A 13,688-nucleotide genomic window follows, 5' to 3' on the forward strand; every position below is an offset into this window, starting at 1 on the left:
GCAGGTTCGATGGGTAGTAAGCCCTTATAATTGGTGCGGCGCGGGCTGGCCCTGGGCCCAGGCATCGAGGCTGGCCACCACGGTATCGGCAATGTTGGTGAGGGCCTCGCGGGTGAGGTAGGCCTGGTGGCCGGTGAGAAATACGTTGGGGTAGGTGAGCAGCTTGGCGTAGAGCGGGTCGCGCAATTGGTCCAGGCTGTGGTTGCCAAAAAAGAGGCCTTTTTCGTGCTCGTATACATCCAGGCCGAGATAACCGAGCTGGCCCGAATCCAGGGCGCGCAGGGCAGCTTTGGTGTCGAGCACGCCGCCTCGGCCGGTGTTCACTAGTAGCACGCCGTACTTCATTTCGCCCAATAGCTGGTCATCAATCAGGTGCATGGTTTTGGCGGTGAGGGGCGTGTGCACCGTGATAATGTCGGCCTGGGCACAGAGCTCGGGCAGCGGCACGTAGCGCAGGTCGAATTGGGTGGTCAGGTCGCGGTTGGGCTCCACGTCCATGCCCAGCAGCTTGCACCCAAAGCCGTGCAGAATGCGCGCCATCACTGCCCCGATTTGCCCTACTCCCAGAATGCCCACGGTCTTGCCGTGCAGGTCGAAGCCGATGAGGTCGTCGAGGTGAAAGTCGTTGGCCCGCAGCTGCTGGCTGGCTTGGCGCAGATGACGGCACAGGGCGAGTATCAGCAGCACGGCGTGCTCGGCCACGGCGTAGGGCGAGTAGTCGGGCGCGTTGGCCACGCGCAGGCCCAGGTGGGCGGCGGCGGCCAGGTCCACGTTGTCGGAGCCGACGGGGCGCACCGCCACGTAGCGCACCCCGTGGGCCTGTAGCTGCTCAAGTATCGGGGCCGACAGGTCATCAGAGGCGAACACGCAGACGGCCTCCGAGCCCTGCGCCAGGGCCACGGTAATGGCGTTGAGTGGGGCTTCGAGAAACAGCAGCTCGTGGCGGCCGGCATTGGCCTTTTCCAGAAAAGGGCGCTCGAATGCTAAGGTGCTGAAGACGGTAACTTTCATGTAGCCAAGCGGAAAGGCAGTGACAGTCGCCCGGAATCAGGCCCCGCAAGTTTCCGGCCGTTGGCGCGCTAAAACCATGACACACATTATGGTTTTAGCCGATTCTCGTCAACCAAACCCATCGAATGGCCCATGTTATTTGCTGATGGTTTCCACTGCTCATCTGCGCTGCCCTCCCAGTCAGTTGGCAATTGCAGCCGTCGTTTGGGAAAGCCTCCATTTTCCTCATCCCATTCCCAACTTCTTAGTCCATGAAAAACGCCGAACACCAACTCCGAACTGCTTTAACTGAAAGCCTGCAAAACAACCTCAGCGGCCTGAATAAGAAACATACCAAAAAGCTGCAGAAAACCGTGGCCCGCGCTGTCAAACAGCTCGCTCGCAAGTTTGCAAAGCTCACCGCCAAAGAGGTAAAGGATAACCAAAAAACAGCTCCTGCAACTCACGCGCTGCCCAAACCGGCAATCCGCACCACCCGGACTGCGGCAAAGCGTCCGGCAACTGCCAAAGCCGCGACGAAGGCCTAAACTTTACTGAAATGAACCCATTTTTGCTTCATGAACATCCTGCTTATTGGCGGAACGGGGTTTTTGGGGCGGCATCTCGTAACCGCCGCCCAAATGCGGCATCACCACGTCACGCTTTTCCATCGAGGGAATCACCCGTCGGTAGGCTTAGCGGGCATCGAGGAAATCTATGGGGATAGAAATAATGGGTTGGGAGCCCTGCGAAACCGCCGGTGGGATGCGGTAATTGACACGTGTGGCTACTTGCCCCACACTGTAACGGCCGTTGCGGAAGCCTTGCGCAGCTCGGTGGCCCACTACGTCTTTATTTCAAGTGTCGCGGCTTATGCTGACTTTAAGGTCGGCAACTACCGGGAAACGGCCCCGTTGGCCCCGCTAACCGCTGCGCAAGCTCAGCGGGCGGCGGAGATAGACCCCAAAGCAACGCTGACCGCTGGCGGGTTGGCCGACTTGTACGGGCCCCTGAAAGCCCTTTGTGAGCAACGAGCGCAGCAGGCTTTTGGCCCCGATACCCTTATCGTGCGGCCGGGCGTGCTGGTCGGACCCCACGACGCGACGGACCGTTTTACCTATTGGGCGCGGCGGGTGGCGGCTGGGGGAGAAGTACTCGCGCCAGGCCAGCCGAGCCGGTTTGTGCAGTTTATTGATGCCCGGGATGTAGCGAACTGGGTCATCAAAATGATTGGGGGGCAGAAGTCAGGGGTATACAACGTCACGGGTTCCCCCTTTGACTTATCCTTTGGCAGGTTGCTGGCAGCGATGAAAGCGGCGACTAACAGCAATGCGACCTTTACGTGGGTGGACGAGGCGTTTTTACGGCAGGAACAGGTAGAAGCCTGGAGTGAGCTACCGCTTTACCTGCCAGAATCTACGCCGGAAACAGCCGGTTTTCTAGCCGCCAATGTTGATAGGGCACTTGCGGAGGGACTCTGTTTTCACCCCCTTGCAGATACTATTCAGGCCACTCTAGCTTGGCGGGCCACGTTGCCCGACCACCTGAAAGCCGGGCTATCTACCGCGAAGGAGCAGCAATTACTTGCCAAATACTCCCTCGGGTAGAGATTTACTACCCTTCGCCTAGCAGCGCGGTTCTATTTGCGGCCACGAACTGGGCAAACTCCACCGGGGGCTGGCCCAGCAGCACGCCGGATAGGGCTCCCACGCCGGCCCCGGCCAGGGAAGCGAGGACGATGCTGGCTGTCTATTTCTTTTTTGCTTGCGTCATCATGGAACAGCGGGAGTTAGGGGGACGGGATTTGGCCCGACCGTCGTGGCGCGGCAGTACAAAGGTTGAGGTACCGGCCCCCGGTTCGCCTTGAGAATCGTCAAGCCGAACGATGATGTTAATCATCCTAAATGCTTGACCCGCCGCATTCCGGCCGGTGCGGTTAGGCCGGCACCTTTACGAGTACCAAAGCCGGCTACCGGTCGGCCCCACTTCTTGACTCCTCGGCTCATGACCCGTAGAAAATTTTGGCTGCTCGGCGGCGGGGCGGTGCTGGCGGCTGGCGCGGCCACCGAGTGGCTGGTGGAGCGCCGCCCTGCCGGCTCCGTAGCGGCTCCGGCTAATGCGGCCCACCCGGCCGTGCCCCTGCTACCCGACGAGCAGGCCATTTTGCACCTGGCCGCGCAAGCCCCCAGTGGCCACAACGCCCAGCCCTGGCTAGTCACGCGCCAAGGGCCCTTCCGGTGGGTGATTGGCAACGACCCGGCTCGTTGGCTGATGGCCGTGGACCCCACCCAGCGCGAAACGATGCTATCGCTCGGGGCTTTCCTGCAAACCCTGGAATATGCCGCCGCCCACTACGGCTACGCCTGCCGCTGGATGCCGCTAGCCGCATCGAACCAGGCGGCTGACGTGGCGGCGGTCGTGCTCACCAAAACGGTGGGTACCCCCGGTTTCGATGTGGCCGCCATAACCAGTCGTTGCACGGTCCACACCGGCTACCGCAACGACGCGCTGACCCCGGACGACATCCGCACCCTGACGGCCGGCGAACCCGGCATTTATTACATTGGCCGAGGCACTCCGGAATACCAGTGGCTCGACGCGCAAACCCTGGCCGCCAACCACCAGCAAACCTACCGCGACCCGGCCGAGCGGGAGCTGAGCCACTGGATGCGCTTTTCGGACCGCGACGCGGCCCGGCACCGCGACGGCCTCACGCCGGCCAGCTTAGGCCTCGACGGCGTGGCCGGCTGGTGGGTGCGCCACTTCTACACCCCGGCCACGGTGATGACGGCCAGCTTCCGGGAGCGGGGCCTGAAAAAAGCGGCAACCGAGGTGGGCCAGGGCGCGGGCTGGCTCGTGCTCACCAGCCCGAACCGCGCCCCGGCCACCCTGTTCGATGCCGGCCGGCGGGTGCAGCGCCTCTGGTTGCGGGTGCGGACGCGGGGCATCGGCCTGCACCCCATGTCCCAGATTCTGGAGGAAGCGCCCTTCGCCGGGCAAGTGAACGGGGCGTTGGGCCTGGCCGAACCCATCCAGTTTCTACTGCGCTGCGGCTACGTAGATGATTACCCCGACCCCGTATCGGAGCGCCGGCCGGTGGCGTGGTTCGTGCACGCCGGCGCGGCCGGGCCAGCCACCGCCTAGTTACCCGCATGCGTCAGGCGGGATGAGTATGAGTAAAAACAGGCATAGCCTTGACGGTGGTCATGGCTCGGCTGGCCCCACCGCCGCAATTTTGCAGTGATTCCTGCCACCCCCTTGGCCGCACTAAGGGGAATGCAAATCCTCTGCGCCCACGCGCGCAAGCTGCCGCCGGGGGCCAAGCCGAGTGGACCGCGTCAGCACCCTGGCCAATTCGTTTTAGCTGCCGCGCTGCGCCAACTTAACTGCTTTACTTTTTTCTCTTTTTCATTCACTCTTAATCACAAAAGCCATGATGTACGGTAGTTATTACGGAGGCATGAATCTTATATGGTGGTTCATGTGGATTGTGTTGCTGTTCTGGATTTTCGTCACCCCCTTCCGCATCCCCGGCCAGCGCCACCGGCCCGACACCCCGCTCGACGTGCTGCGGATGCGCCTCGCTGCCGGCCAAATAACCCCCGAGCAATACCAGGAGCACCGGCAGCTGCTGGAGATGGGCGAGCTGCGGCGTGTCTGATGCGAACCGGCCATAATCCGATTTAAAAAAAGGCTCCCCAACCCTGGGGAGCCTTTTTTTGGGCGTTCGGAGCGCACCCTGGGCCGGGTCGGCGCTGGCACTCGGGGGGTTGAGCTCCGCTGGCTTACTCCACCGGCCGGGTAGCTTCGTAGAGAAACCAGGTGCGGCGTTCGGCCTCGTCAAGGTAGATTTCGAGCAGGCTGGCCGTTGCCACGTCCTTGATGTCCTCGCACTGCTGGTGCAGCTCGCGCAGCCGGTGGGCCAACTCCTGGTTGTCGTCGGTGAGGTTGGTGAGCATGTCCAGCGGGGTCACGTAGGCCGCGCCGTCGTCTTCCACCCGTTGCAGGCTGGCAATTTCGTGGATGGAGTGAATCGTGGCGAAGCCCAGCTTGCGGCTCCGCTCGGCCACCGGGTCGATGGTTTCGTAAATCTGGGTGCTCTGCTCGTCGAGCAGCAGGTGGTAGTCGCGAAAGTGGCGGCCACTCATGTGCCAGTGGTAGTTCTTGGTCTTGACGTAGAGCGCGAACAGGTCGGCCACGAGGCGGCGCAGGCCGTCGCAAACTTGGGCCCTCCCTGCCAGGTCCAGGTCGGAGGGCGTGGCCAGCAGGTCAATCTGCTCAGTGGAAGGGACCGGCGGGGCCACATGGTTGGCTTTTGAAACGGGAGCGGGGGCGGTTGCCATTAGAAAAAAGAAAAAAGTGGAAAAAAGTGAAAATGCGGGCTAGGCAGGCGCGCGTCTCAGACGTGCGCCTGCCTAGCCCGAAGCCTTACTCGTAGAGGCCCCCGTCGTCCAGGTCCACCTCCAGGTTGTTGTTCACGGTGCGGGCACCGGCGTAGTAGGCGGCGTCTTCGGCTTGCGCGCGGTCGAGCCAGGTGTCGACCCGGCCCGTGAGGGTGGCCCGGCCTTTCTCGGCCCGTACCTTGATATCCTGGCTGTGCAGGGTGGCCGACCAGAACAGCCGGCTGCGAACGCGCTCGGCCAGCGCGAAGTCGGGGTTGGGGCGCGCCACGGGGGTATTCCCGGCGTAGAGGTGGTAGGTGTCGAAGGGAGGGACGTCGGGCACGGTTATCCAGTTCGCTACTTCAGCTACCCCGTTGACCCCGGCGGCCACGCTGCCGGCCTGCGCCTGCTCGAAATGGCTGCTGACCTGCCCGTAAAGCGAGGCCTTGCCGTTGCGCACGTACGCGCTGAACTCGCTCAGGCCCACGTAGGGGTCGCGGGCCAGCGCTTCGCGGATGGCTTGCTCAATTTGCGGGTCGGGAATGAAAAAGGGCGTGCGCACTTTCAGCAGGTTCAGCACCTCCCAGACGCCCACAATGTGGCGGGCATCGTCCTCGGCCGCCTGCTTGGCGCGCAGGTTGCTCACCGTCCCGCTCAGCGTGACGACCCCGTTGTGGACTCCAATCAGCGGCTGGTAAGCCAGCACGCGCGGGTCGAAGCGAAAGGCCGCGCGCACGGACTCGGCAATGGCATCATCGGTGCGCGGGGCATACTTGTTGCCCCGCAGGTCGGGGTTGGCGGCCCAGTAGCGCACCTCCAGCTGGCGGGTGTCAACGTGCTTCGCGCCCGCCTGATAGGCCATGGTTTCCGCCTGAGCGCGCTCGGCGGCCGTGCCCACGGTGCCCGACAGGTACACCGTCCGGTCCTGGGTGCGCACCACCACCAGGGCGGCGTTCACCCGAATGTCCCAGTCGAGCAATTCGCGCAGATGGGAGCTGATTTCCTGGTCGGAGTCCCGCGTTTCGTCCCAGCTGATGGTCAGGTCGTCGGCCTCCAGGCGACGCACCCCGCGCACGCCCCGCACCACGCGCAGCACCAGCTCCTTCTCGGCCCAGGTGCGCACGGTGCCGGTCAGGATGATGACCCCGTCGGCGGCCCCCACGGTAATGTTAAAATCGTGGGCGGCGGGGTCCAGGAGCGCGTTGGCGACCGAGGCTTGCAGCTCGGCGTCAGGCACGTCGGGGGTGCTGATGAGGATTTCGTTGACGACGCCGCGCACGCCGCGCAGGGCCAGGGCGATGTCTTCGGCCCGCTCCCGCGCCAGCAGGTTGTCGGTGATGCCGGTCAGCTTGACGATGCCCTCCTGGGTCGCCACGTCAATCAAATGGGCGTTCACCCCTTTTTGAGTGATGTACAGCAGCTCCAGGGCGGCCGTAATGTCGCCGTCGGCCACGTAGTCGGTGGCGGGGGCAGTGGTTTCGAGGGTTTGCATAGAAGAGTGGGAAAAGTCAGGAAAAAGAAAATTCGGAGCCAGGGCCACCCAACGTGCCGGCCGGCGGGGGAGGAAGACAAAGCTCCGTTACCACCCGCCGCAGCGCCTTAACGAGCCTCAAGCGAATTACATGACTTCCGTTATACCTACCCCTTCCACCTCGGCTGGTGTCATGCTGCTGCTGTACTCGGCCCGGGGAATTTCGACCGTGAAGGTGCTGCCCTGGCCCACGGCGCTGGCCACATAAATGTGGCCGTGGTGCCATTCCACAATGGTTTTGCACAGGGCCAGGCCCAGGCCGGTGGTGGCTTCGCCCCGCAGGCCCGGCCGGCGGGCCTTGGTAAACCGCTCAAACAGGTAGGGTTGCAGGTCCGGCGCAATGCCCACGCCTGTATCCGCGACCTCGATGCGCACCACGGTGGGGCCGGCCGTGATGCGGACCGTGACCTGGCCGGTATCGGGCGTGAATTTGAGGGCGTTGCTGACCAGGTTGATGATGACCTGAGTGAACTTGTTCACGTCCACGTTGGCGTACACCGGCTCGGCAGGCAGTGAATAATCGAACGTATGGCCCAGAATACGCTCCCCGCGCTGAAGTTGGTCGAGCGGCTCGCGCAGCACGGCCCCCAGGTCCACCCGGTCCATTTTTAGGTCGGTGTTGGCTGAGGTGAGAAACTCCAGGTTTATCAGTTCGCGAATCATTTTCACGCTGCTTTGGCTGGTGGCTTCGAGTACGCCCAGCATCTCGGGCACCTGGCTCAGGGGCGGGGCCACCACTTCCTCGCGCAGAAAGCCCGCGATTTGCTGCACCAGGATAAAGGCCCCGCTCAGGTCGTGCGAGAGGATTTCGAGGGTGGCATTTTTGCGGCTGTTGAAGAGGTCGGCGTTTTCCTGGTAGCGCTTCAGTACGCTGATGTCGCGCAGCGTGCCGCCCAGCAGCACGCGGCCATCGGCCATTTCATGGTACGAAGGCGTGAGGCAAAACCATTGGTTGGGCTGGCCGGGGTGTTGCAGGCGGATTTCCACCTCGTCGTTTACCTGGTTGCGCACCCATTGCCCCCAGTAGTGGGCGAGGTAGGCGCGGTCGTCGGGGTGCAGCTGCGCGAGCAGGGCGGGCAGGTCGGCATTCACCAGGGGTAGCGAGCGGTGCAGCATCCGCTCATACGCCGCGTTCACGAAGGCGACGCGGCCAGCCGTCAGGTCGTACACAAACTGGACATGGGTGCTGGCAGCCGCCTGGGCCAGGAAAAAATCAGCGAAATCTGTCATGGCACGAAAGCAAGCGGTGAAGAAAAAGGGCAGCGGAATGCGGAATAAAAGCCTGTTGAACCAGCCAGGTATGCCGAACGCCGGGCAACATATCAGCGGGCTCCGCCGGCGTGCTTCAGCGAGTCGGCCGTGGCACGGGCTTTTTTCTTGGCCTGCTTGCGGAAATAGCCGCGCAGCAGGAAGTTGTGTTGAAGAGCCGTCATGCTCTGGTTGAGCTTGACAGTGCTTTGCGCCACGTTGCCCATCGTCTGGCGCAGCTGCCGGGCGACGGCGGTGTCGGTGAGTAGGGTGTGCACCGGGCCGCCGCCGGTTTGCAGCTGCCGCTTCAGGCTCGTCATGGTGGCCGCCAGGGTGTCAGAAGTGCCGGCCAGCTGCCGGGCGGCGTGCCCGACCTGGCCGCCAAATGCTTTATCGGTGAGCAGGTAGCCCAGCGGCCCCCGGCCCCGGCGCACGTCGCTGGTGAGCTGCACGGCGTTCTGCGCGGCCTGGTGCAACTGCGTGGTGGTGGCCAGCACATTGGCCAGGCTTTGGCGTACGTTAGCGGGCAACTGCCGGTCGTTCAGCAACTGCCAGACGGCGCTGGTATCGAGCTTGCCGGCCATCTGGCGCAGGCTTTGGGTGATGACGACCAGGTTTTTGTTGGAGACGTCGAGGGTGCCGAGCATGGCGTCGATACTGGCCGGGGTGGTAGTGCGCAACCGGTCGCCGGCAGCTACGGGCGGGGCGGGAGTGGGTTGCGCCGTCAGGTTGATGATGGTATTGCCCACCAGCCCATCAGTGCCGATGGTGGCCACCGCGTTGCGGTGCACGTAGGGCTGCGCGTCGGTATTCAAGCTCATGGCCACGCGGATGGTGCTGTCGTTCACAATTTGAATCTTCTTGACCGTACCCACCGTGATGCCGCCCAGGCGCACGTTATTTCCGGTGAGCAGGCCTGAGACGTTCCGAAAATCGGCCTCAATGACCAGGCTGCGGCTGAACAGATTCTGCTTGCGGCCCAGCAGAAACAGCACGGCCAGCAGGCACCCCAGGCCCGCCAGCACGAACGCGCCGAGGCGAATAGAATTTCCGATGGGGCGCTGGGGCATGGTTGATTGGAATTAATGGTGAGTGGTAAGGGGTAAGTGAAAGACAGGCGAGCATGACGGTCTGGCAACCTTCCTACCACTAAATCACACGAAAAAGTCGTGTACCTGGGGGTCGGTATTCGCCTGCATGCCCGCGTAGGTATCCTCCGCGTAGCATCGGCCCTCGGCGAGCAGGGCCACGCGGTCGGCGGTGAGGCGCACGCAGGCCAAATCGTGGGAGATGATGAGGGCGGAGGTATTATATTTTTTCTGCACCTCGCGGATGAGGTGGTCGATTTCCCGGGCCGTAATGGGGTCCAGGCCCGTGGTGGGCTCGTCATAGAGAATAATTTCGGGCCGCAGGATGAGCGTGCGGGCCAGCGCAATGCGCTTGCGCATGCCACCTGAGAGCTCGGCCGGCATTTTGGCGGCGGTATCGGCCAGCCCGACGTCTTCGAGGGCCTGCTTGACCATTTCCGCTTCCTGGGCTGGGGTGTGGGTCAGCCACTGCCGGCGCAGCGGAAAGAGCAGGTTTTCGCGCACCGTCATCGAATCGTAAAGGGCGTTGCCCTGAAAGAGGAAACCCAGCTTGGTACGCAGCCGGTCAAGGCCCTCGTGGTCGATGGTGGCCACGTCCTGGCCCAGCACGGTGATGGTGCCCGAATCGGCCCGCAGCAGGCCAATGACGCACTTGATGAGCACCGATTTGCCCGCGCCCGACTTGCCCAACACCACGATGTTCTCGCCCCGGTGCAGCGTGAGCGAGAAATTCCGCAGCACGTGGTTCTCGCCGAAAGCCAGGCTGACATCGGCAATCGTCAGCACCGCTTCGGCCGGATTGGCGGCGGGAGCGGGAGCGGCGGGCACAGGCGCGGGAGTAGGCAGCATGGGCATGGCAGGTTAATACAGCCCCATCAGGGTGCTGATGAGCACGGCCAGCAGGTCGAGCAGGAAGACAACCAGCGAACCGGCCACCACCGCTGAGTTGGCGGCCCGGCCCACGCCTTCGGTGCCCTTGTCGGCATAGTAGCCTTTGTAGCAACCAATCAGCCCGATGGCAAAGCCGAAGAAAAAGGTTTTTATCACCGCCGGCAGCACGTCGCCAAAGGTGAGCCGGGCAATAATCTGGTTGGTGAACAGCGCCACCGTGGTCACGCCGCTCATGTTGATGCCGATGTAGGCCGCCAGCAGCCCGATGGCGTCGGAAAGCACCGTGAGCACGGGCACCATGAGGGTGGCCGCCAGCACCCTTGTCACCACCAGGTACTTGAAAGGGTTGGTGCCCGATACGCTCATAGCGTCAATCTGCTCGCTCACGCGCATCGAGCTCAGCTCGGCCCCGATGGTGGAGCCCACCTTGCCAGCCACCATCAGCCCGGTAATGATGGGGCCCATTTCCTGGATGATGGTCAGGCCCACCATCACCGGAATCCACGAATCAGCCCCAAACTGCACCATCGTCGGCCGCAGCCGCAGCGTGAGCACCAGCCCCATGATGAACCCCGTGAGGCCCACCAGCGGCAAGGACTGGTAGCCGATGACGTAGCATTGGTACAGCAGCTCCCGCACCTCGTAGCGCGGCCTAACCCCCTCGCGGAAGACCCGCCCGGCAAACCGGGTGATGTTGCCGGTTTCGACGAGAATGGAGCTAATGGACACGAAACGAGGGCGTAATGAGCGGAGAAGCGACCAAGCAAATCAGGTTGCGGCCACCACAAAATTACCGGCCCCCGTTTTCGGTCGTTATGATGCGGTGCAGGCAATAACTTGATTTACATCAAGCTATTTGGTGTTTGTAGGCCAAGCCTGATGCGCCGCCGGGCCAGGAGCTTTTGCAACTCCACGGCCCAGAATACGAGGCTCGAAATGGCCACCGCCAGCCCCAGCTCGCCCCAGGACAAAGGACTGGTGGTGAAAATCTTGTTGAAGAAAGGCAAGTAGATAATCAGCAATTGAAGTACTGCCGACAGCGCTACCGCGACCAGCATGGGCTTGTTGGAAAACAGGCCGAGCGTGAACAGCGACTCGCGCGAGGAGCGAATGGCCAGCGCGCTGCCCAGCTGCGTGAAGCAGAGCACGGTGAAGGTCATCGTTTGCCAGTGCGCGTCGCCGTCGCGGAGGGCCCAGGCCTGGGTGCCCAGCGTGAGGCCCCCAATCAGCAGCCCCACCCAGCCGATGAACCAGCCCAGCCCGCCGGCAAAAACGGACTGGCGCGGGCCGCGCGGCGGGCGCTGCATGGTATTGGCCTCCGCAGGCTCGTAGGCCAGGGCCAGCCCGGGCAGGCCATCCGTCAATAGGTTGACCCACAGAATCTGAATGGCCAGCAGCGGAATGGGCAGCCCGAAAAACGGAGCCAGGAAAATGGCGCAGATTTCGCCCGCGTTACCCGACAAAATGTAGCGGATAAACTTGAGAATGTTGTCGTAAATCCGCCGGCCGTGCTTTACGGCTTGCACGATGGTGGCGAAGTCGTCATCCAGCAAAATCAGGTGCGCGGCATCCTTGGCCACCTCCGTACCGCCGATGCCCATGGCAATACCGATGTCAGCGTGCTTGAGGGCCGGGGCGTCGTTCACACCATCGCCGGTCATGGCCACAAACTGGTGCCTGTTTTGTAAAGCACTGATGATGCGCAGCTTCTGGGCCGGGTCAACGCGGGCGTACACCCGCACTTTTTCCACCACGGCGGCGAAGGCAGGCTCGTCCAGCTCGGCCAGCTCAGGGCCGGTGAGCACCAATTCCTCGGGCTTGGAGAGGATGCCCAGCTTTTTGGCGATGGCCTCGGCAGTGAGCTTATGGTCGCCGGTAATCATGACCGGGATGATGCCGGCGGCCTGACACTCGGCCACGGCCTGGGCAGCTTCGGCGCGGGCCGGGTCGATGAGGCTAGCAAAACCGATGCAGGCCAGGCCGGTTTCGAGGGTGGCCGCGTCTATTTTTTCGGGCATCGCGGGTAGCAGCCTAGCGGCGTAGGCCAGCACCCGGAAGCCCTGCGCGGCCTGGGCGTTGGCGCGCTTTTCGAGGTCGGGGAGCTGGCTTTTCTGGTCTTCGGCGAGCTTAGCGAAGAGCACACCGGGGGCACCTTTGGTGAGCACAAGTACGCCGTGCGCGGTCTGGTGCAGGGTGCTCATGCATTTGCGCTCGGCATCGAAGGGCAGCTCGGCTAGGCGCGGAAACTGGTCTTCGAGGGTGGGGCGCAGGTATTCTTTTTCGGCGGCGTAGCGGGCCAGGGCCACTTCGGTCGAGTCGCCCTGCCACTGGTCGTCGGAACCCTGGGTGGCATCCGTGTTGAGGGCCATAGCGGTCAGCAGCGCGTCGCGGTCGCCCAGCGCGGGCAAGGCAAACGCCGGATTGGCGTACACTTCCTGCGCGGTCATCTTGTTGAGGGTCAGGGTACCTGTTTTATCCGTGCAGATGTAGGTGACGGAGCCGAGCGTTTCCACGGCCGGCAGCTTGCGCACCAGGGCTTGGTCTTTGGCCAGCCGCTGGGCCCCCAGCCCCAGGGCGATAGTCACCACCGCCGGCAACGCCTCTGGGATGGCGGCCACGGCCAGCGAGATGGACACCAGCAGCAAGTCGCCCAGGGGCTCGCCCCGCCACCAGCCCGTCGCAAAAAACACCGCGCAAATGCCCACCGCCCCCGCCGCCAGCCACTTGCCGAATGTTCCCAGCCGCTGTTGCAGCGGCGTCGGGGTATCGGGCATCTGGAGGAGGCTGGCGATTTTGCCCAGCTCGGTGTGCATGCCGGTGGCTACCACGTAGGCCGTGGCGCGGCCGTTGGTCACGAAGGTGCCCTTATAGCCCAGGTTCAGGCGGTCACCGAGGGGGTAGGTGCCGAGAGCAAGCGGGGCGGGGTTTTTCTCCACGTTGGCCGACTCCCCGGTCAGCGATGACTCATCAACCTTCAGGGCGTGGGTTTCCAGGAAGCGTATGTCGGCCGGGATGACGTTGCCGGCTTCGAGCAGCACTACATCGCCGGGTACCAGGCTGGCGGCGGGCACGGCCCGCGGCTGGCCATCGCGCAGCACCTGGGCCTGCGGCGGGTCCAGCTGTTGCAGGGCGGCCATGGCCTTATCGGCCCGGTATTCCTGCCCGAAACCCAGGGCCGCGTTCAGCGCAATTATGGCCAGGATGACGTAGGCCGACTGCGCCTCGCCCACCAGCACCGAGATGCCGGCCGCCGCCAGCAGCACCAGTATCATCACGTCGGTGAACTGACGCAGCAGCAGCTGCCACCAGGCTTTGCGCCGGGTATCGGCCAATTGGTTGGGGCCGTATTTGGCCAGGCGTTGGGCGGCGGTGGCGGCGTCGAGGCCGGCCGCCGTGGTATGCAGCGCTTGGGCTACTTCCGTGGCGGGCAGCAAGTGGTAGTCCATTTGTTAATCAGGTACTTACTATGCTTTACACTACCAGTTGATTAGGTCGGGCATATCCTCGCTATGATGCGTGACGCGCTGCTTTATGTTCCAAGAGCTTCTCCTTGAGCCA

General features: G+C 63.2%; 12 protein-coding genes. 4 read left to right on the forward strand and 8 right to left on the reverse strand.

Annotation, left to right across the window (positions count from 1 at the left end; genetic code table 11):
* Positions 1-24: 24 nt before the first annotated feature.
* Positions 25-1,011 carry a 2-hydroxyacid dehydrogenase gene (locus ACVWYF_RS19815; RefSeq protein ID WP_457071317.1) on the reverse strand — a complete coding sequence of 329 codons (987 nt, stop codon included), beginning with the start codon at positions 1,009-1,011 and terminating at the stop codon, positions 25-27.
* A gap of 251 nt (positions 1,012-1,262) precedes the next feature.
* Here ACVWYF_RS19815 and ACVWYF_RS19820 point away from each other — a divergent pair, with 251 nt between their 5' ends.
* The 4 genes from ACVWYF_RS19820 to ACVWYF_RS19835 all read left to right on the forward strand — a co-directional run bounded on the left by ACVWYF_RS19820 (position 1,263) and on the right by ACVWYF_RS19835 (position 4,651).
* Positions 1,263-1,538, forward strand: coding sequence for a hypothetical protein (locus ACVWYF_RS19820; RefSeq protein WP_457071319.1), 276 nt, complete (start codon positions 1,263-1,265; stop codon positions 1,536-1,538).
* A 30-nt stretch (positions 1,539-1,568) separates the two neighbouring features.
* Entirely contained in the window at positions 1,569-2,597 is a 1,029-nt protein-coding gene (locus ACVWYF_RS19825; RefSeq protein ID WP_457071321.1) for an NAD-dependent epimerase/dehydratase family protein, read from the forward strand.
* Positions 2,598-2,994: 397 nt separating this feature from the next.
* Positions 2,995-4,134, forward strand: coding sequence for an Acg family FMN-binding oxidoreductase (locus ACVWYF_RS19830; protein ID WP_457071323.1), 1,140 nt, complete (start codon positions 2,995-2,997; stop codon positions 4,132-4,134).
* Between the two features lie 316 nt (positions 4,135-4,450).
* Entirely contained in the window at positions 4,451-4,651 is a 201-nt protein-coding gene (locus tag ACVWYF_RS19835) for an SHOCT domain-containing protein (protein WP_457071325.1), read from the forward strand.
* A 124-nt stretch (positions 4,652-4,775) separates the two neighbouring features.
* Here the strand turns inward: ACVWYF_RS19835 and ACVWYF_RS19840 are convergent, their stop codons facing one another.
* The 7 genes from ACVWYF_RS19840 to ACVWYF_RS19870 all read right to left on the reverse strand — a co-directional run bounded on the left by ACVWYF_RS19840 (position 4,776) and on the right by ACVWYF_RS19870 (position 13,576).
* Positions 4,776-5,333 carry a Dps family protein gene (locus tag ACVWYF_RS19840; protein ID WP_457071327.1) on the reverse strand — a complete coding sequence of 186 codons (558 nt, stop codon included), beginning with the start codon at positions 5,331-5,333 and terminating at the stop codon, positions 4,776-4,778.
* Between the two features lie 85 nt (positions 5,334-5,418).
* On the reverse strand, positions 5,419-6,864 hold the full coding sequence (locus ACVWYF_RS19845) for a BON domain-containing protein (protein ID WP_457071329.1): 1,446 nt from the start codon (positions 6,862-6,864) through the stop codon (positions 5,419-5,421).
* Positions 6,865-6,990: 126 nt separating this feature from the next.
* Positions 6,991-8,133: an ATP-binding protein gene (locus ACVWYF_RS19850; RefSeq protein ID WP_457071331.1), complete on the reverse strand. Its 1,143-nt coding sequence runs from the start codon at positions 8,131-8,133 to the stop codon at positions 6,991-6,993.
* Positions 8,134-8,225: 92 nt separating this feature from the next.
* Positions 8,226-9,221, reverse strand: coding sequence for an MlaD family protein (locus tag ACVWYF_RS19855; RefSeq protein WP_457071333.1), 996 nt, complete (start codon positions 9,219-9,221; stop codon positions 8,226-8,228).
* Between the two features lie 84 nt (positions 9,222-9,305).
* A complete protein-coding gene (locus ACVWYF_RS19860) occupies positions 9,306-10,088 on the reverse strand; it encodes an ABC transporter ATP-binding protein (RefSeq protein ID WP_457071335.1) in 783 nt (260 codons plus the stop codon).
* Between the two features lie 12 nt (positions 10,089-10,100).
* Positions 10,101-10,859, reverse strand: coding sequence for an MlaE family ABC transporter permease (locus ACVWYF_RS19865; RefSeq protein ID WP_457071337.1), 759 nt, complete (start codon positions 10,857-10,859; stop codon positions 10,101-10,103).
* Positions 10,860-10,972: 113 nt separating this feature from the next.
* Positions 10,973-13,576, reverse strand: a complete 2,604-nt coding sequence (locus tag ACVWYF_RS19870) for a cation-translocating P-type ATPase (protein ID WP_457071339.1) — start codon at positions 13,574-13,576, stop codon at positions 10,973-10,975.
* Positions 13,577-13,688: the final 112 nt, after the last annotated feature.

This window comes from Hymenobacter sp. UYAg731 (assembly GCF_054061335.1).